Annotated in this window: 17 protein-coding genes and 1 tRNA gene; 14 read left to right on the top strand and 4 right to left on the bottom strand. The window is 60.3% G+C overall.

From position 1 onward, the window contains the following. Positions 1–171 precede the first annotated feature (171 nt). The 8 genes from AC5RK6_RS05965 (at position 172) to AC5RK6_RS05930 (ending at position 8870) form a co-directional block, all read left to right on the top strand. Entirely contained in the window at positions 172–1311 is a 1140-nt protein-coding gene (locus tag AC5RK6_RS05965) for a resuscitation-promoting factor (RefSeq protein ID WP_284891082.1), read from the top strand. Between the two features lie 109 nt (positions 1312–1420). Then, positions 1421–1612, top strand: a complete 192-nt coding sequence (locus tag AC5RK6_RS05960) for a hypothetical protein (protein WP_284891080.1) — start codon at positions 1421–1423, stop codon at positions 1610–1612. Beyond that, complete coding sequence (locus AC5RK6_RS05955) at positions 1609–2013, top strand: Fic family protein (protein ID WP_284891079.1); 405 nt, start codon at positions 1609–1611, stop codon at positions 2011–2013. Before AC5RK6_RS05960 ends, AC5RK6_RS05955 begins: the two co-directional genes overlap by 4 nt. A gap of 29 nt (positions 2014–2042) precedes the next feature. Next, the gene (locus AC5RK6_RS05950) at positions 2043–2363 is read left to right on the top strand and encodes a hypothetical protein (protein ID WP_284891077.1); all 321 of its coding nucleotides are present in this window, start codon (positions 2043–2045) and stop codon (positions 2361–2363) included. 70 nt (positions 2364–2433) lie between these two features. Beyond that, on the top strand, positions 2434–3069 hold the full coding sequence (locus AC5RK6_RS05945; protein ID WP_284891076.1) for an ATP-binding cassette domain-containing protein: 636 nt from the start codon (positions 2434–2436) through the stop codon (positions 3067–3069). A gap of 108 nt (positions 3070–3177) precedes the next feature. Then, positions 3178–5850 carry a hypothetical protein gene (locus AC5RK6_RS05940; protein WP_284891075.1) on the top strand — a complete coding sequence of 891 codons (2673 nt, stop codon included), beginning with the start codon at positions 3178–3180 and terminating at the stop codon, positions 5848–5850. A 192-nt stretch (positions 5851–6042) separates the two neighbouring features. Continuing rightward, complete coding sequence (locus AC5RK6_RS05935; protein WP_284891099.1) at positions 6043–6996, top strand: ribosomal RNA small subunit methyltransferase A; 954 nt, start codon at positions 6043–6045, stop codon at positions 6994–6996. 26 nt (positions 6997–7022) lie between these two features. After that, positions 7023–8870: an ABC-F family ATP-binding cassette domain-containing protein gene (locus AC5RK6_RS05930; protein WP_284891074.1), complete on the top strand. Its 1848-nt coding sequence runs from the start codon at positions 7023–7025 to the stop codon at positions 8868–8870. 105 nt (positions 8871–8975) lie between these two features. On the opposite strand, the gene AC5RK6_RS05925 is transcribed toward AC5RK6_RS05930, so the two are convergent. The 3 genes from AC5RK6_RS05925 to AC5RK6_RS05915 all read right to left on the bottom strand — a co-directional run bounded on the left by AC5RK6_RS05925 (position 8976) and on the right by AC5RK6_RS05915 (position 12211). Continuing rightward, positions 8976–10166, bottom strand: coding sequence for an ABC transporter permease (locus AC5RK6_RS05925; protein ID WP_284891072.1), 1191 nt, complete (start codon positions 10164–10166; stop codon positions 8976–8978). Further along, the gene (locus AC5RK6_RS05920; protein WP_284891071.1) at positions 10166–11227 is read right to left on the bottom strand and encodes an ABC transporter ATP-binding protein; all 1062 of its coding nucleotides are present in this window, start codon (positions 11225–11227) and stop codon (positions 10166–10168) included. Before AC5RK6_RS05920 ends, AC5RK6_RS05925 begins: the two co-directional genes overlap by 1 nt. A gap of 207 nt (positions 11228–11434) precedes the next feature. Continuing rightward, positions 11435–12211: a TetR/AcrR family transcriptional regulator gene (locus AC5RK6_RS05915; protein WP_284891069.1), complete on the bottom strand. Its 777-nt coding sequence runs from the start codon at positions 12209–12211 to the stop codon at positions 11435–11437. Between the two features lie 70 nt (positions 12212–12281). Here AC5RK6_RS05915 and AC5RK6_RS05910 point away from each other — a divergent pair. From AC5RK6_RS05910 to AC5RK6_RS05895, 4 genes are all read left to right on the top strand, one after another. Further along, positions 12282–12352 (top strand) — tRNA-Gln (locus tag AC5RK6_RS05910). Between the two features lie 68 nt (positions 12353–12420). Continuing rightward, positions 12421–13503: an NTP transferase domain-containing protein gene (locus AC5RK6_RS05905; protein ID WP_284891067.1), complete on the top strand. Its 1083-nt coding sequence runs from the start codon at positions 12421–12423 to the stop codon at positions 13501–13503. Positions 13504–13612: 109 nt separating this feature from the next. Next, positions 13613–14596: a ribose-phosphate diphosphokinase gene (locus AC5RK6_RS05900; protein ID WP_274736270.1), complete on the top strand. Its 984-nt coding sequence runs from the start codon at positions 13613–13615 to the stop codon at positions 14594–14596. A gap of 191 nt (positions 14597–14787) precedes the next feature. After that, positions 14788–15549, top strand: a complete 762-nt coding sequence (locus tag AC5RK6_RS05895; RefSeq protein ID WP_284891066.1) for a sulfite exporter TauE/SafE family protein — start codon at positions 14788–14790, stop codon at positions 15547–15549. 104 nt (positions 15550–15653) lie between these two features. Here AC5RK6_RS05895 and AC5RK6_RS05890 read toward each other — a convergent pair whose 3' ends face one another. Continuing rightward, positions 15654–16241 carry a putative endonuclease domain-containing protein gene (locus tag AC5RK6_RS05890; protein WP_284891065.1) on the bottom strand — a complete coding sequence of 196 codons (588 nt, stop codon included), beginning with the start codon at positions 16239–16241 and terminating at the stop codon, positions 15654–15656. A gap of 1007 nt (positions 16242–17248) precedes the next feature. Here AC5RK6_RS05890 and AC5RK6_RS05885 point away from each other — a divergent pair. Together AC5RK6_RS05885 and AC5RK6_RS05880 are read left to right on the top strand one after the other, a co-directional pair. Continuing rightward, entirely contained in the window at positions 17249–17401 is a 153-nt protein-coding gene (locus AC5RK6_RS05885) for a hypothetical protein (protein WP_284891064.1), read from the top strand. A gap of 45 nt (positions 17402–17446) precedes the next feature. After that, the gene (locus AC5RK6_RS05880; protein ID WP_274736262.1) at positions 17447–18088 is read left to right on the top strand and encodes a 50S ribosomal protein L25/general stress protein Ctc; all 642 of its coding nucleotides are present in this window, start codon (positions 17447–17449) and stop codon (positions 18086–18088) included. Positions 18089–18092: the final 4 nt, after the last annotated feature.

Below are 18092 nucleotides of genomic sequence, written 5' to 3'. Positions count from 1 at the left end.
AATTCGCGGAAAAGTCACGCGAGCACCATGTGAGCGTTCTTGAAAATCTCAAGAAAAACGAGCCTTCCCCTCCGAATCATTGTCCAAATGTTACGAAATGGTTACACTCGATATAGTTTCGTTATAAAAGTGAGGCCGGAGGGTACTCGCGCAAGCAACGGAGGAAGTTTAGTGGGGCGTCACAGCGCACAGGGAATGGGACTCGAGCAATTCGTTCGGGCTGAGGTTCGTACCCCGGGTCCGCGGTCGCGGGCTCTCATGATGGAACGCGGCGCGGTGAGCGAGGCGGTTCAGGCCGCGTTGGCCATTCGGCCGCAGGCCACCGGTACCGCATTCCAGGCACCCGCCGCGGTGGAGGATTCTGCCGCGAACGCCCAGCTCAACGCGTTCCCGCTTAGTCGGCGCGGGGTTGCTGCGCTCGGGGCCGTGCTGCTGGCCGGTAGCGGTATTGGCCTGATGTCGCATATGTCGATGCCCGCCAATGCGTACGCGGATGGTTTCCCGGTGGCTCGCGCGGCCGGCGCCACGGTTTCCGAATACTCTTTCACCGTTAATTTTGAAGGCGAAGAACGCACCCTCACCACCACGGCGGGCACCCTCGGGGATGCGCTGCAGGAAGCCGGGATCACGGTTTCTGGGGACGACGTTGTTTCGCAGAGCCTCGCCGCGCCGGTAACGCCCGGCTCCAAGGTCACCATCACCCGGGTGGAAAAGCGTGTGGTCACCGAAGAAGTCGTGGACGCGCACGGTTCCACCAAGGTGGACGACGCCGCGCTTGCCAAAGGCACCACCAAGGTGGAAACAGAAGGCAAGGATGGCATTTCTGCCAATACCTACGAAATCCGGGTGGAAAACGGTAAGGAAGTTGCTCGTACCCTGACCTTCTCCGCGGTCAAGCAGGCCCGCGTGGATGAAGTGGTCAAGGTAGGGACTTCGGAAAGTGCCGCCGCGGTGGCGGGCGCGAGTGCTGATGGGAGTGGCGCGGCCTCGGTGGCCAGCGTGGTTCCGGCCGGCACCGCCCAGGAAATTGCCTCGGGTATGCTCTCCGCCTACGGCTGGGGTCAGGACCAGTTCTCCTGCCTGGTCACGCTGTGGAACCGGGAATCGAATTGGAATCACCTGGCGGAGAACCGCTCCTCGGGGGCCTACGGTATTCCGCAGGCGCTGCCCGGCTCCAAGATGGCCTCCGCCGGCGCCGATTGGCAGACCAATCCCGCCACCCAGATCCGCTGGGGCCTGGGCTATATTGAGGGCCGCTACGGCAGCCCCTGCGCTGCGCTCGGGCATTCGAACTCCCGCGGGTGGTACTAAGCCTGTAGCGCTAAGCCTGCAGCCCTGATCCGTTACGTAACCGGTACGCAACTGCCGCTACTCAAGAGCGGTATTGCGCTGGTGCCGGGGGACTTATACGCTCATGATTATGAGCGCCACGATAACGATTAGTGAAAAACTAGCGCGCGATATTGCGGATATCGCGGCTCACTACGGAATGCGCGAAGAGCAGGTGTTACGCGAAAGCCTGGCGGCTCTTCGCAGCGAGCTTGAGGTCGCTGACCAGCTTGATGCACTGTATTCCAAGCGCGCTACCGCGATGGAGCGTTTGGGAAATTGAGGCGGCTCAACGAATGCGCGGTGGAACGCTGGTTGGCGCGGCGTGGATTTTATGTGCGCTCCCGGGCGGGGCTGCGCTCCTGCTTCCAGGGTGCCTTCGGGAAAATGTACGGGGTGGAACTGTACCCGAGTCCGCACGAAAAAGCCGCGAAAATCCTGCTGGAAGTAGAAACCCAGCATCCGCTTTTTGACGGAAATAAGCGGCTCGGGGCGCTGCTATGCGAAGCGATCCTCAACGAGTTCGGCTTCGCATTGATGATGAACGACGACGCGCTAGCTGACATGTGTTTCGCTGTCGCCGGAGGTCAATTACGGGATCTGGAACAGATAGCCGAGTTACTCGAAGAGAATTCGCGGCCGGGGTTTGTTAATGATTTGCATCCAGCACCGAAAGCTGAATAAACGTGACTATCGGGGTATACAGTTACACCATGAATGTGGTGAGAAGCACGGTGTTGGCCGGTGGGATGACGCTTATCTCGATGGTCGGGCTGCGGTCAGCCGGTCTACCCTGGTACGCCTGGGTTATTCAATTTGTGATTCTCGTGGGGGCCGGGTTGGCGTGGGGGAAATTCCTGGTTGGAGAATCTGCGGAATCTGGGTACACACAGGATTTTGAGACTTCCGGGGGTTCACCGGATTCCGGGGGTGTAGCTGGCCGGCAGCAGCGCCGCGCACTCGCCTTGCTGATCGGGGCAGTGGCTGCTGTGGTCCTTATTCTTGTGTATCTCTGCTTGGTTATGTGGGCGTGACCAACCGGGGGTAGGGGCCTTATAAGATCGCATGCTCCGTAAGTAGCTGTTTGAAGGGAGGCGGTTAAAAATGGATTGTAAGACCCTCATAGGTTTTGAAGCTGTGAGCTTGGTGTATTCGGTAGCTGGCAAGCCTAATAAGGTTATTTTTGATGATCTTACTTTCTCGGTGGAGCCCGGGAGCATTATGGCGGTAGTTGGCCGCTCGGGCTCGGGGAAAAGCACCGTCCTCGATGTGGCGTATGGAAAGCTGCCTCCCAGTTCGGGAAGGGTCTCCTGGTGCGATAGGGATCTCAGTTCTTTGCGTGAAAGCGAAGCGCAACATATCCGGCGCGCAAATATTGGGTACGTGGACCAGAAAGCGCTTTTACTAGGCGACCTAACTGTCCTCAAGAACGTTATGTGCGGGGGCGTTGATAAGACCACTGCACACTCATGGCTGGAAAAGCTTGGCGTCGCAGATATTTCGGAAAGCCGGGGAGCGAAGATTTCGGGTGGTGAAGCTCAGCGGGTAGCGCTGGCACGAGCGCTTGCAAAGCAACCTGATCTACTGATCTTGGATGAACCCACCTCGTCGCTCGACCTGGGAAACGCGCACGTGGTTGCCGAGATCTTACAGTTGGAGGCACGGCGGGGAGCCGGTATTCTTGTCGCCACTCACGATGACGTGATTGGGGCCATTGCTGACACGAAAGTGACCCTGTAAATGTTCCGGCCCAGTTGGAAGCGCAGTTCTGTTTACGTGCTCATAGCGCTGTTTTGCTTCGCGTGGGTCTTTGCCTCGCACATGGCATACTCCCTTGCCGGGGCCAAAATGGATGACGAATGGCGTGGACGTTACGACATTCTGGTCACCGATAAAAAGGCAGGCGAAGCTCTCTATTCCTCACGTGATAAAGCCGGAATGACGCTGCTGGAACAAAACTATGCAGCGCAGACCTTGCCGGAGTTGGAATCGCGAATACTCGAAGAAGTGAGAAAAATTGAGGGTGTGTCAGTCGCGGCACCGGTTGGTTTTCTCGGCAGTTACAAAGGATTTTGGGTACTTCCGCAAATTGCGTCGGATGGAATAGATTTCCAAACGTCACCTGTGAAGAGTTATCGCGTTACGTGGCAAGTGCGTGAGTCAGAAACTAAGGTTTTGGATAAAGGGACGGCGCAATATGACCTCGACGCCACAGGAATCATTGCTCGGCCCACGCCCACCGGCGGTGAGCCCACTGGAATTCAGTCGCATATAGGCATGCGACCAGAGCTCTACCGGTATCACTATCCAAGTGTCACCATCCCGGATGAAAACTCGGTTCTTCTCACGGCTTTTGCGCTGCCCGATGTGGCAACCAGTGTCGCAGTAGTAGATCCCGTATCGGAACGTGAACTTTTGGGATCGTCGGGAAAATGGCTCAATCCTCTCATTGAATTTGACAAGGTAGTTGAACGTAAATCAGACCTAGGGGACCGACTTAGCGCAGATGATCTCGCGGCTCTTCCGAACGGTGTTGTAGTTACTCAGCAAGACCTTTCTCTGGCACAGGAAGCAAGATCGGGAGAAGGGAGCGAGGTGATTGCGCCGCTCGCTGCAATGCCAGGAATGGCAGAACGTAGCCGCCCGGTCCCGTGGCGGGCATACGGAATGAACTCTCAGATATTTGGATACGTTGCTAACCAGGAGTTTTCACCGAATATCTCTATTTCTGTTGCCATAGAGAGCATTGACGAGCATGGAAACGCGGTGGACACAGTCGAGCAAAACATTGATCTGGCGCATGACAATGGCCCCTTTGGCTCGCGTGCGTTTTTGCTGCCTCTTCCAGAACAGGGTGGTGAAACCTATGGGCGAATAACTGAAAACTATACCAATGGGGCCTATGTTACTGCCGATAACGTTTTCGCTCCGAAACTCACTCCGGTTCCTGCGGGAGAAACGGTAGCGGAAGATGAAGCTTCGCGGCGAGCTCAGGCTGACGAGGAATATCGGGCTAGCTTTGTGGCGAATCCCGTAGGGATTGCTCCCCTTTATACTTCTTATAACGAGTCTGACTCTCTAGCCACGCAAGTAACTCCGCAGGAGCGTGGCGCAGAGATTACGTATCGCGCGACCTCTCCCTTAGACACCTCTCTTGGCTCGGTTGTTCGTGACGGTGGCGCACCTTTTGAGGTTGGCGAGTTCACTCCGCAGCAAACAAAAACCGATGACATACCTGGCATGGAGCCTCTCGGGGCGCTCGGACTCTATTCTTCAAATCACCTGATACAGGGAAGTGAACGAATCGACCACCTCCGCTCGGGGCTCGGTGTTGCGCTGAACCCACCATCGGCAGTGGTGTCTTACGAAAGCGCGGAAGCCCTTGCAGAGGAACTCCCGATCAACGCCATTAGGGTACGAGTCGCAAATCTTGAGGACCTAACTCGGGAAGATGCGCTAGTAGCTATCGGTAAAGTGGCTGATCGAATCCGGTCCTTAGGTGTAGATGCCAGGGTAGTGGCAGGCTCATCACTCGGGACTGCGAAGATTTGGGTACCGCAAACTGCGGGCCAAACCGATAGCGAGACCGGCCGTCAAGAAGTAGAAGCGCTTGGCTGGGTCGATCATCGCTATGTTGTGCTAGGCGCGGCGGATTTCATGGCAAGCCTCCTCACCACTCTAGTGCACTCAATCGCGCAGGCTGGCGGCTTCCTCATCATCGGCGTGATCGCGGTGGTGGGAGCGGTGGAATTTGCCGCGAGACGAACCAGATTCAATGTTCTCAAAAATCAAGGATGGTCCTCATCCTCATGCCTTGCAACCGTTCTTCGGGAAGAAGCGTGGGGGCTGATTCTCCTCGCATGTGCCCTTGTAACGACGGCACTGTTTTCAGTGGCGGAACAACCTCGATTACTAGCAAGCATCCCACTTGTTTGCGGGGCTGTTATCTATGCGCTCCTTCTTATCCTTCCGCTTCGTTACGCCAGTCGAAGGAGCAGCTCGAATCTTCCGCGAATCTCTCTTCTAGGCTGGTTAACCGTTGCTGAGGGACTGTTTATCGGAGTGTTCTGCTCGCTTCTTGGCGAAGTAGTAACAATGATCGCTTGGTTCCGAAATGGGGCCCGCGGGCTAGATATTGGCGAAGCTCTTGTTGAAGTATTGCTCCCAGTGCTTGTGGTCCTGGTGGCAGCGGCGGGCCTGGCAGTGAGCGTGCTGCTTCTCCTGGCGCGCAGGAAACAAACCGCTGTGCGGGACCTCAAAGAATTTGTGTACTGGAACCTGGGCTGGAGTACAAAGAAGATCCGTACCGTGCAGGCAGGTGTCTCATTCATCGTGGCCATGTGCTGTGCCTTAGTTGGTTGGATCGTCTCCGTGACATTGATCGGAGCCGGAATGGACCGCGGCCTGTATTGGATTGTTTTTTCTTCAGCTGCTGTCGTCCTGGTTCTCATCAACGGTCTCGGTGTGAACCCATCTACTCTCCCGCGCCGTTTTCGCGCGAGTCTACGTTTGCAGCGCTGAGAGGCGGGAAGGGACTTTCGTAACCCTGGGAATCGGCCATTCCTCCGGGCCTCGCTTCGAGAGTGTCAGTTAGCCGGGTACACTGCATCTGTGGTCGCCAATCATATTACTCAACAGGACTCGCCCGGGAACACGCAGCCCGGCAGCACACCGCTCGGTAGCGGCCCGGCCGGTGATACCCCGGCTGGCAGCATCCCGGCTGGAACTGCCCTCCTCACCCCGGTGGACGTGCGTGCGCTGTGCACGGCCCTGAATATCCGCCCCACCAAAACCCTGGGGCAAAACTTCGTGCACGACGGCGGCACCGTGCGCAAAATCGTGCGGGAAGCCGGGGTGGGCCCGGGGGATAAGGTCCTCGAAATTGGCCCGGGCCTGGGCTCTCTCACCCTGGCGCTCCTGGAAAGCGGCGCCTACGTATCCGCGGTGGAGATCGACGCCGCCCTCGCCGCAGCTCTCCCCGATACCGTGGCGCGCCGCCACAGCACTCCGGAGAATTTCGCGCTGTTGCACGCGGACGCCCTGAGTATCACCGGGCCCGAGCAGCTCGCTTGCCCGCCTGCGCTCCGCACTGGCCAGACCGGGGCCGCGGCCACCGGCACCGTAACCGCCAGCACTGGCGGTCCCGGCAGCACGCAGACCTTCGCCCCCACCGCTCTGGTGGCCAACCTTCCCTATAACGTGGCGGTGCCGGTGCTCCTCACCCTCATGGAAGCCCTGCCCAGCCTGGAAACCATCACCGTGATGGTGCAGCTGGAAGTCGCCGACCGCCTGGCTGCCGCCCCCGGCTCCCGCACCTACGGCGTGCCCTCCGTGAAAGCCGCATGGTACGGCAGCGCTACCCGCGGCGCGAAAATCTCCCGCCACGTTTTCTACCCGGAGCCGAATGTGGATTCCGCCCTTGTTCACCTGCGCTTGCGGCCCGTGCCCGGTACCGATGACCTGCGCGAACGCGTTTTTAAGGTAGTCGACGCCGCTTTCGCTCAGCGGCGTAAAACTCTGCGCAGTGCCCTGGGTTCCTGGGCCGGCAGCCCGGCCGCCGCCGAAACTATCCTCCAGCGGGCCGGGGTATCACCCCAGGCCCGCGGGGAAACCCTCACCATTGACGATTATGTGCGGATCGCGCAGGCCCGCGAACTCCCCAACTAAAAACCCCATTCCAAGGACCACCAGCTATGGCACATTTACTTTCGGTACATGACGTGGGCGTCAGCCTGGGAAGCAGCGATATTCTCAGCAACGTTTCCCTGAGTTTAGAGGACGGCAGCCGCATAGGCGTCGTCGGCCCAAACGGGGGAGGGAAAACCACGCTGCTGCGCCTCATCACCGGGCGGCTTGCGCCCACCAGCGGCGAGGTGATCCCGACCAATACCGCGACATTTGCCACGCTCACCCAGGCCGATGAGCTGCCCGATACCACGGTGCTCGAGGCGATTCACGCCGGAACCGCCCGCCACGAATGGGCCAGTGACGCGCGGGTGCGGGACCTGCATGCCGGGCTGCTCCCCGATATTCCCCTCCAGGCTCGGGTGCGTGAGCTTTCCGGCGGGCAGCGCCGGCGGGTAGCCCTGGCCCATACCCTCACCCGCGAGGCAAATATTATTATTCTTGATGAGCCGACCAACCATTTAGACGTGGAGGGTATTACTTTCCTGGCGCATTATATTAAGGAACGTTTCGGTGGGCCGCGCCCGCGCGGGGCGCTGGTGGCCGTCACCCACGACCGCTGGTTCCTAGATGCGGTGGCCACCCGCCTGTGGGAAGTGGTGCCCGGGGTGGAGGGTCCGCGCGGGCAGATTCCCGGCCGGGTGGAAACCTACGAGGGTGGGTATTCGGATTATATTTTCCAGCGGGCCGAGCGGGAACGCCAGGCCGCACTCGCCGAAGAAAAACGCAATAACTTATTGCGGAAGGAACTGGCGTGGTTGCGGCGCGGCGCCCCGGCCCGCACCTCCAAGCCGCGTTTCCGCATCGAAGCGGCGGAAAATCTTATTGCGGACGTCCCGGCTCCGCGCGATACCGTGGAAATGACGCGCATGGCAGCCTCCCGCTTAGGCAAAGAAGTGGTCAATCTTGAGGACGTCAGCCTGCGGTACGGGGTGGGTCCGGAAATTTTACGCGGGGTGACCTGGCGGATTGCGCCGGGCGAACGCGTGGGGATCTTGGGCGCGAACGGTGCCGGGAAATCCTCGCTGCTCGCGCTCATCGCCGGGCGGCTTGAGCCCACAACCGGGCACGTCAAACGCGGCACCACCGTGAAACTCGCCGAACTATCGCAGCACACTCGCGAACTCGACGAGGTTGCGGATTTGCGGGTGGTGGAGGCCGTGAACGACGTCGCAGCTCGCGTGCAGGTGGGGAAGAAAGAACTCACCGCGAGTCAGGTGACCGAGCGGATGGGATTCACCCGCGAACGTGCCTGGACGCGGGTCAGTGAACTTTCGGGCGGGGAACGGCGCCGCCTCCAATTCATGCGCCTGCTCATGGCCGAACCGAATGTGCTGCTCCTGGACGAACCGACGAATGACCTGGATACCGATACCCTCGCCGCGATGGAGGATGTGCTGGATGGCTGGCCGGGAACCCTCATCGTGGTCTCCCATGACCGCTACCTGCTCGAACGCATGACGGACCGGCAGATCGCGGTGCTCGATGGTCACGTGCGGGATTTGCCTGGCGGTGTGGATCAATATTTGCGGCTGCGTGAACAGGAACGAGAAGAGCGTGAGGGCGCCGGCGGCGTGAGCAACTCCGGGGCTGCGCCCGCCCCCTCCGGTGCCGGATCTGAAAAAAGTGCGAGTGCCCTCCAGCGCGAAGCCCGCAAAGAAGTGCAGCGTATTGAGAAACGCATGAACCGGCTGCGCGAGCAAATCGCCAAGCTGGAGGAGCGCAGTGCCGCCTGCGCGGTCAGCGGGGACTACGAGGAACTCGCGCGGATTGGCAAAGAGCTGAGTGAGGCAAGCGGCCAGCTTGACGAGCTAGAAGAACAGTGGCTGGAGGCAGCTGAAATAGCCGAGGGCTAAGGCGGGCGCACCCACCCAGCCAGAGCCGCCCTTCGGCCAGGTATATACACGTGGGGCCCGGGAGAAATCCCGGGCCCCACGTGCGTCGTCGTACTATATGAGAACTTAGGCGGCTTTACGGAAAATCTGCGTGAGCTTGACGCGCTCACCCATCCGCAAAATCGAGCGTTCGTAAATCTTGCCGGCCAGGATCGCCAGCAGGAAGACCCCAAGTGCGTTGATGCCAACCGCCGCCAGTTCTTCCACGAGCGGGACCTCGCCGACCGCGGTGCGCATCGGCATCATGAACGGACCGAAGAAGGGCAGCACCGAGAGAATCTTCGTGATCGCGGCCTCCGGGAGCGCCGGAATGAGGTAGATAGCGGTGTAGAAGGGGATGAACTGGACGAACATAACCGGGGTGTTGATTCCGGCCAGGTCTTCCTGGCGGGACACCGTGGCCGCCAACCCGCCCACCAGCGCGGTGGCGGTGAAATAGCCGAGTACCATCCACAGGACCGTGCGCGCCACCATCCCGGCCAGCCCGAATTCCTGGAGGAAACTGAGATCGGGAACCAGCCCGGAAATTGCCACACCGGTAATAATTGCGCCGATATAGCCGAAGAGGATCACTACCCAACCGGCTCCCAAGCCCAGTACTTTGCCGAGCAGCAGGACGCGCGGGCGGACCGTGGTCAAAATAATTTCCACCACGCGGGAAGATTTTTCTTCGACGACGCCGGCACCAACCGCGCCAATTCCACCCATCACCATGAAGAAAATCAGCATGGCACTCACCGAACCGATGAGGAAACCGATGGGATTAGCTTCGATGCCGGAGGGAGTGTAATTCACCGTCTGCACCTGAAGATTATTAATGGTATCCAGCTGGGCGAGGACCGTGGCATCCACCCCGGATTGTTCCAGCACGTAGGTGCTCAGCACCTTCTTGAGAGCGGGAAGTTCCTTCGGATTCGGGGACGTGGCCACGATCTGCGGATCGAGGGCGGTACCGGAAATACCGATCTCCGCTTCCGGTTCTTCAGCCGCTAGCTCGGCGGCGATATTAGTGGTCGGGAGGGCGGAAAAACCGGCGCCCTCGAGGTAGGGCTGGAGCTCCGCGGCGCTGGCTTCCAGGTAAATGCCCTGGGCTTGCGGGGCCGGGGCGGCTCCGTTAGCTTCATCATCCCCGCCCAGGAAGACGCGGCCCGCGAAGCCGGCCACAATAGCAATCACCCACATGACCGCCAAGGAAATCATGGTGGCGCGGGAAGCGAAAACGTTCTTGAACTCGCGTGCGAAAACGATGCGTACCATTACTTAGCCTTCTTTCCGAACAGCGAGCCGAACAGGCCACGCTTTTTCTTGGGGGCGGCCGCATCACCTTCCTCCGCGGAGGGCACCTGAACAACGTCGCGGAACAATTCCGTGAGGTGGGGGCGGCGCTGGGTGAATTCCACCACGGTGCCGGCGCGCTGGGCCGCATTGAGAAGCGCGGCGGTGGGATCGGCGATGGTTTCCGCAGCGGCCGTGTTGATACCGGTTCCTGCGGTGATACCGGCGGTCGGGGTTTCCACGAGCACCCGGGTAATCCCGGCGCTCAGCGGCGCCTCCGAGGTACCGGCCAGCGGATCGGGATGGACGGTAAATCCGGCCTGGCTGAGGGCCGTGTGCAGCGTGGCTTCCTCGGCACGTACCGCCAGCGCGTAGGGCGGATTACCGGAATTTCGCAGCTCATCGACGGTGCCACGGGCCACGATATTTCCACCCGCGAGAATCCCAACGCTATCGCAGAGGCGTTCCACCAGATCAAGCTGGTGGGAGGAGAAAATAACCGGAACACCCTCATCGGCCTTCTGGCGCAGCGTGTCACTCATGGTGCGCACCGCCACCGGGTCCAGCCCGGAGAAAGGTTCGTCAAGAATGAGGAGTTCTGGATCGTGAATGAGGGCGGCGGCCAGCTGCACGCGCTGCTGGTTACCGAGGGAAAGTTTCTGGACGGCATCCTCCCGGCGTGAACCCACCCCGAGGCGATCCGTCCAGCGTTCCATGGCGGCCCGCGCCGCATCCGGGCTCATCCCGTGCAGGCGCGCAAAATAGATCAGCTGCTTATCGACCGGCATTTTTGGGTAGAGACCGCGTTCTTCTGGCATATAGCCGATGCGCTGGCGCGCCGCGAAATCAATAGGGCCACCATTCCAGGTCACCTGCCCGGAATCTTTACTCAGGAGGCCGAGCATAATGCGCATTGCAGTGGTTTTCCCGGCGCCGTTCGAGCCGACGAAACCGAAGATTTCACCGGGGCGAACCGCGAAGGTGAGATTTTGCAATACTTTGCGCGACCCGAAACTCTTGGAGATGTTCTCAACGGAGAGCATGAGGGGTACGTCCTTGCTGTCGTGCGATTGATGAAAATTCTAGGGGTAGCACGCCACGCGCTCAGACACGGGCAACCGCCGCGCGCAAGACCGGTGACGTCACCTAGAGCGCCATCGTTCTATTTGCGTGTCGCTGTCCATTCTATGTCACGGCACGGGGCAAACCTAAAACTGCACTTCCCGCTCAATGCGTTCCTTTGCGCTGGCTCAGTGCCCACCGCGAGTGAGCAGGCGCGGTTGCGATTCCAGCCCGCGTAAGCCGTTCCACATAAAGTTCACCACGTGCTCCGCCACTGTTTCCTTATCGGGCTGGCGCACATCCACCCACCACTGGCCCACCTGGCCGAGTGCCCCGGCCAGAGTCTGCCCGTAAATGCGGGCATACTGCGGAGAAATACCATTGCGGCCGAGCATGGGCGCCAGTAAATCCGAGGCGTAATCAGCCACATCCGCGATCACGGTGGAGAAGGAATCCCCGCCGAGCGTAGCTGGCGAGCGCTGCACGAGGAGGCGAAAACCGTCGTCGTTATGCTCGATGTAATCCAGTACGGCGACGACGATGGACTCGAGCACCTCACGCTCGGGTAAGCCAATATTCATACGCGCGGAGAGCAATTCCGTGAGCGTGACGAGTTCACGATCCACCACCACGTTGTAAATGCCCTCTTTGGACCCGAAGTGTTCGTACACAACCGGCTTGGAGACCTGGGCGGCCGCGGCGATTTCTTCAATGGAAACACCGTCAAAACCCTGCGCCGCGAAAAGTTCGCGGGCCACGCCCACCAATTGTTTACGCCGGTCTGCTCGCGACATGCGCACCCGCTTCTTTTCCGAAGCGGGGGCCGGTGTGGTGGCCGGAGTGGAGGTGTTCGGGGAGGCAGCCGCGGTGGTGGCAGCGGTGTTCTGGGTGGGGTGGGTAAGCGTGTTATTGGCGGCGCGCGCAGCATCGATGCCGTTCGTGCCCTCAGGCGAGGTCTGTTTCATACTTAGTATTATGCCAGGAGCGCTTCGGTCGGTTAGACTATATCGGTGCCGGCCCGCGCGTCGGCAGTTTTCCGCCATGGTGTAACGGCAACACAGCGGTCTTTGGAACCGTTATTCTAGGTTCGAATCCTAGTGGCGGAACGTTTTCGGGCGTAGCGTCAGCGTCCGTGGCGAACTATAGGGCGCATCGCCGCCAGAAAAGGGAAGGCATGGATCTCTCCGCTGTCGTCATCCTGGCTGCTGGCCAGGGAACTCGCATGAAATCAGCCACCCCGAAACTTTTGCATGAGGTGTGCGGCCGCACCCTGCTTGGGCATGCCATCACCGCCGCCCGCAGCTTGAATCCCCAGCATATTGTTGTGGTGGTGCGTCACGAGCGGGAGCGGGTGGCCGCCCACGCTCGTGAGCTGGACGATTCTGTCATCATCGCCGACCAGGATGAGATCAAGGGCACCGGCCGCGCGGTGTGGTGTGGGATGGAAGCCCTGGGAGCCGATGTGACCGGCCCGGTTCTCGTTATGGCCGGTGATACCCCGCTTTTGGGTGGGGAGATTCTCGGGGAGCTTGCGCGCGCTCATGGGAACGGTGCTTACAAGAACGACGCCGCCGCTACCGCCCAGGCGCTCCCTGCCAGCCCCGCTGTCACCGTGCTGAGCGCCCGGGTTCCCGACCCGGCTGGCTACGGGCGGATTGTGCGCGATAGCCAGGGAACCATCTGCGCCGTCGTAGAAGATAGAGACGCAAGTGCGCAGCAGCGTGCCATCGACGAAATCAATACCTCCACGTATATTTTCGATGCCGCGTTTTTGCGCGAGGCGCTGGCGACCCTGGGCACCGATAATGCCCAGGGGGAAATGTACCTGACCGATGTGGTGGCGCGGACGTACCAGCTCGGAGCTGGGGTTGGTTCCTATGTGAGCAGTGATTACTTGGCTGCGGAAGGTGCGAATGACCTTGTCCAGCTGGCGGCCCTGCGTCGGGAAATGAATCGGCGCATCGGGGAGAAGTGGATGCGCAGCGGGGTGAGCATTATTGATCCGGCCACGGCGTGGATTGATGTCCAGGTGGAGTTGGAGCCGGATTGCGTCGTCGAACCTAATAGTATTTTGCGTGGAGCCACGCGGGTGGCGCGGTTCGGGCACGTGGGCCCCGGGGAACTGAGCAATGTCATCGTGGAAGAAGGCGCGCGGGCGCGGCATGTGTACCTGCGCGATTGCCTCATCCCAGCCGGGAAATGCGCCCGGCACGCGGTGGCGCTCGGGGAAGCCGCCCAGCACCGCTGTGGTGGGTAAACACTGTTCTGGCGGTAAACGCCGTTTACCAGGTAGCGGGTAGCGCCGCGATCACATAAGCTGACAACGTCGAAAAACCCAAGCAGGCGAAACACATCGGGGGAGCACAATGAGTACGGGAATGCGGGTATCGAACGATAAGCGGCTGGTCCTAGCCACGGGCCGCGCTTATCCGGAGCTGGCGGAGGAGGTGGCACGCTGCCTCCACATCAGCATGCTGCCCACCACCATCTACGATTTCGCAAATTCAGAAATTTACATCCGCTATGAGGAGTCAATCCGCGGGGCGGATGTTTTTATTATGCAGGCCTTCAGCAGCCCCATTAATAAATGGCTGATGGAGACGCTGCTCATGGTGGATGCCGCCAAACGTGCCTCGGCCAAGCGCATCACCGTGGTGGCGCCGTACTACCCCTACGCCCGCCAGGATAAGAAGCATAAGGGCCGCGAACCGATTTCGGCGCGACTGGTGGCTGATCTACTCAAGACGGCCGGCGCGAACCGCATTATGAGCGTGGATTTGCACGCCGCGCAAAGCCAGGGTTTCTTCGACGGGCCGGTGGACCACCTGTGGGCGATGCCCACCCTGGTCGAATACGTCCGCTCGATTATTACCGGCGACGACGCCGTTATGGTCTCACCCGATGCCGGCCGTATTAAGGTGGCTGAGCAGTGGTCTTCGCGCCTAGGTGGAATTCCGCTGGCTTTTGTGCATAAGACCCGCAATATTGAGAAAGCCAATTCCGCGAAGGCCAACCGCGTGGTTGGTGACGTGGCAGGCAAAACCGCCATTATTGTTGATGACATGATCGATACCGCCGGTACGCTGGTCGGCGCGATTCGCGTGGTCAAGGATGCCGGCGCCAAGGACGTTATCGTGGCGGCCACCCACGCGCTGCTTTCCGGGGAAGCGGTGGAGCGGCTTTCGAACGCTCCGATTCGCGAACTCGTGGTGACCGACACCGTGCCGATTCCCGATGAGAAGCGTTTCAAGGGCCTGACGGTGCTCTCCATTGCCCCCACCCTGGCCCGCGCCATCGACGAAGTCTTCGAGGACGGCTCGGTGACCTCGCTATTTGACGGCGCGTACTAAAGGTGAGGTAGCCTCACGAGGAGGCGCTGGTGCGCTTTGAGCGCGCCGGCGCCTTTCTTGTTGTAGTGGTAGCGCGGTGCTTTCTGGGGGGGGGAAAAAAGTACCGGGCTCTGTTTGCGGCTGGGAAGCCGGTACGTTGTACGGTTTGGCGCGGATACTTTGCGCGGCTGGGAAGGGAGATAACGCACGTGGTGGTCACATCGACTTGGGCGCTGTCCGTACTTGTCTTCGCTACCGGCCTGCTTGGGGGCATCGTGGGGTACCTGACCGGGGTGGCCTCGCTGGTTACCTACCCGGCGCTGCTGGCCCTCGGGTTCCCGCCAATTACTGCCAATGTCACGAACGCGATCAATAATTTCGGGAGCAGCCTGGGGTCGGTACTCACCGGCTGGCGTTCCATGCGGGCCGTGCAGGCTTACCCGTTGTGGCCGCAGATGTTTATCAGCGCGGTGGGCGGAGCTATCGGCGCGGTACTGCTGCTGGCTTTCGATCCGAAAGTTTTCGAGTTCGTGGTGCCCTGGCTGGTGCTCATCGCTACCCTCTCCACATTGATCGGCCCCTACCTGGAACGACGCGGCATCCACGCGAATATTCCGGTTCCCACCTTCCTGGTGCTGGTGGGAGTGCTGGGCGTGTACGGAGGTTATTTCGGCGCGGCCTCCGCGGTTGTGTATCTTGGCATCGCCGCGATCCTCACCCCGATGACCACCCACGAGGCACTCCTCCTCAAATCCCCGGTTCTGGGCTGCGCCAATCTCACGGCCCTGCTCTTTTTCATCTGGTCCGGGGAAGTGGATTACGCGGCGGCGCTGACCATGATGCTCGGCGGGTTGTTGGGCGGGATGGTCGGCCCGCACCTTCAGCGTTTCCTCCCCGGAGGTGTGGTGCGCTGGCTGGTCGGCATATTCGGAACCGCGCTCGCGGTTTGGCTGTTGCTGCGAGCATTGGGGTAGGGCGGCGCGGCGAGGTAGACGGCATTGAGCAAGCCCTATAAGAATGTGCGCGGCTGCCGTAATTCCGGGTCGGCCACCTACTCAGTTCCTTACCCTCTACCGGCTCATTCCCTCACCCGCCACCCGCGCTGGCGGAAGGCCTCGGCCAGGCGAGCGGTTGCGGGAACTTCGCCGCTCGTGATGCGCGGAAGCACGGGCTTGCCCGGGTTGAACATCATGCGGACGAGCCGCCGGGGAAGGCGGAGATCCGGGTGGAAAACCTGTAGTTCGATCCAGCCGTAACTGGTGCGGAGCTCGCGCCGCTGGCGATCCTTGACCTGCTGAGAGGCGTCTCGGTGAGGTGCGCCGTCGTACTCCACAATGATGCGCTGCTCCTCGAAGAGCATATCGGGCTGGCCGAGCGAGCGCCCGTCCGGGGCGAGAAGCCGCTGGTTAAGGCACGGCTCCGGGAATCCCGCCATGGCAATAATGAGCCGCAGCAGAGTCTCCATTGGCGAATCCACGCCCACCCGCGCCCAGGCCAGCGCCGCGCGAAAGTGTGCCACAAAATTCCAGCTCGGGTGTTCGGCCAGGAATATTTCCAAGCCCTCGCGGGTGGCGTAGGGCGCCGACCTCCCCTCGAAGCGCCGGCGAGGAATGCGCAGGAGCGCGTCGATTGCCGCAATGAGCTGGTAAAACGATAGATCCGGCACGCTCGCCAGCACTGCCCGCGGCCGCGACGCAATGCGCAGGTTCCCGCCGGGCGTGCGGATCGTTTCTATGTCGCTGTCCAGCAGCTGCGTGCGATCCCAGCGGATAAGGGGGTGGGAATGTGGGTAGTTTTTTTGAAGGGGATGAGAGGTTTACCGGTTTAGAGCTGTCCCATGTCACTAGACGAGGTGGTAGTGGTAATCCCCAAAGGCGCACTGCGGAGCTCCCTGTTACCACGCTTGTAGGAAATCTATGAAGGAGAGCAAGAAGAACGTCGACTTCCGTTATGTCACGTTTGGTGTCCCGATAAATTCCGGGTGCTAGCCGCTCGAAACGCCGATGTCTGGTGAAGGACCTAGGTAACCCAAGCTTATCGAGCTGCGGGAGACTAAAGATGGGAGGATGTAGTGGAAGATCTCGGATTCGTTTGCTCATGGGGTGAGTATTGAGCCTCACGGTCATTTGGGCAAGGTGCTATCCACAGGAACAAGAGGTTATCCACAAGCGAAAGCCGACCGGGAATCGCTTGAAGGTGCCGCTAGCGTGCCTCCACAGGTGCGCCAAAACAAAATGTACGTGGGTGACAGTTTTTCGGCGTTTTAATGTCCAGGATGTACATTTTGTGGGTCTTAAGGTTCAAAATGCACGTTTTGTGGGTGGGAAAGGGTGGTACGACGACGGCGCCAGCTGGCGGGGCGGATTCTAGCGAGGCGGATGGTGTGGCAACGTGGGCATTCCGGGGTTGAGCAGCCCGTGACGGCGTGGCTGCGTGCGTATGCCCAGGTCAGGCGGGTGTGAGTGCGTTGCGGTGAGTCGAGGTTTTTGGGCGCGGGTCGCGGGTGTGCCAGTGGGTGTGCCAGTGGAGCGGGCTGGCGGTGAGGCGCTGGTAGGGCAGGAAGGGCACGGGGTATGTGAGGAGCGGCAAAAAACTTTGTTTTTTGCCGCCGTCGCCCTAAAATTGACGGCGTTGCTTCGGCGAGGGAGGGAGCTCGAAGCGCGGAATCACCTGGTGAACCTGCGGGCAGGGGAGCTGGGAACGGGATCCGCGCTCGCGAACTTTTCCGTTATCGACGCGGCAGGCGCTCCTTCGGGTGGCCTGCTTTACGAGGCCACCACCCGGCGCGGTCTGCGCGCCTCGGGTGTTCATATTGACAATATCTAGGTCAGCCCGTCATTCGGGTGACCGGTAATACAACGAAGGAGAATCATGGCTATTGATGCTGCCAAGCTGACTGCCGAAACCCGTGATGAATTTGGCAAGGGTGCGGCTCGCCGCCTGCGCCGCGATGGGCGCGTTCCCGCGGTGCTTTACGGGCACGGGATTGAGCCGGTGCACGTGCACCTGGATGCGCACGACATGTTCCTCGCGGTCAAGGGCAATCCGAATGCCCTGGTCAGCCTTACTATTGATGGTGAATTGAGCCTCGCGCTGGTCAAGGACATTCAGCGCAATCCGCTCTCGCGCTCCATTGAGCACGTTGACTTCCTGCGCGTCAAGCGCGATGAAAAGGTCGAGGTTGAAATTCCGGTGGTCGTTGTGGGCGAACCGGCTCCGGGCCTTATCAACACCCTCGAACTCCTCAATATTCTGGTGTCTGCCCCGGCAATCGATATTCCGGAATCCATCGAGGTCAACGTCGAAGGTCTCGAAGATGGCGCACGTATCACCGTTGCGGACCTCAAGCTTCCCGAGGATGTGGAAGCCCTGGTTGACGGTGAAGAAATCGTCTCCCTGGTCATGGAGCCTCAGGTTGATAAGGCGCTGGAAGAAGCCGATGCCGCTATGGCCGAAGCTCAGGCAGAAGAAGCAGCCGAAGAAGCGGCAGCTTCCGAAGGTGCCGGCGAGTAAATCA

The organism is Actinotignum sp. usb-actsch-213, from assembly GCF_059085665.1.
This window is presented reverse-complemented; position numbering and strand designations above follow the sequence as displayed.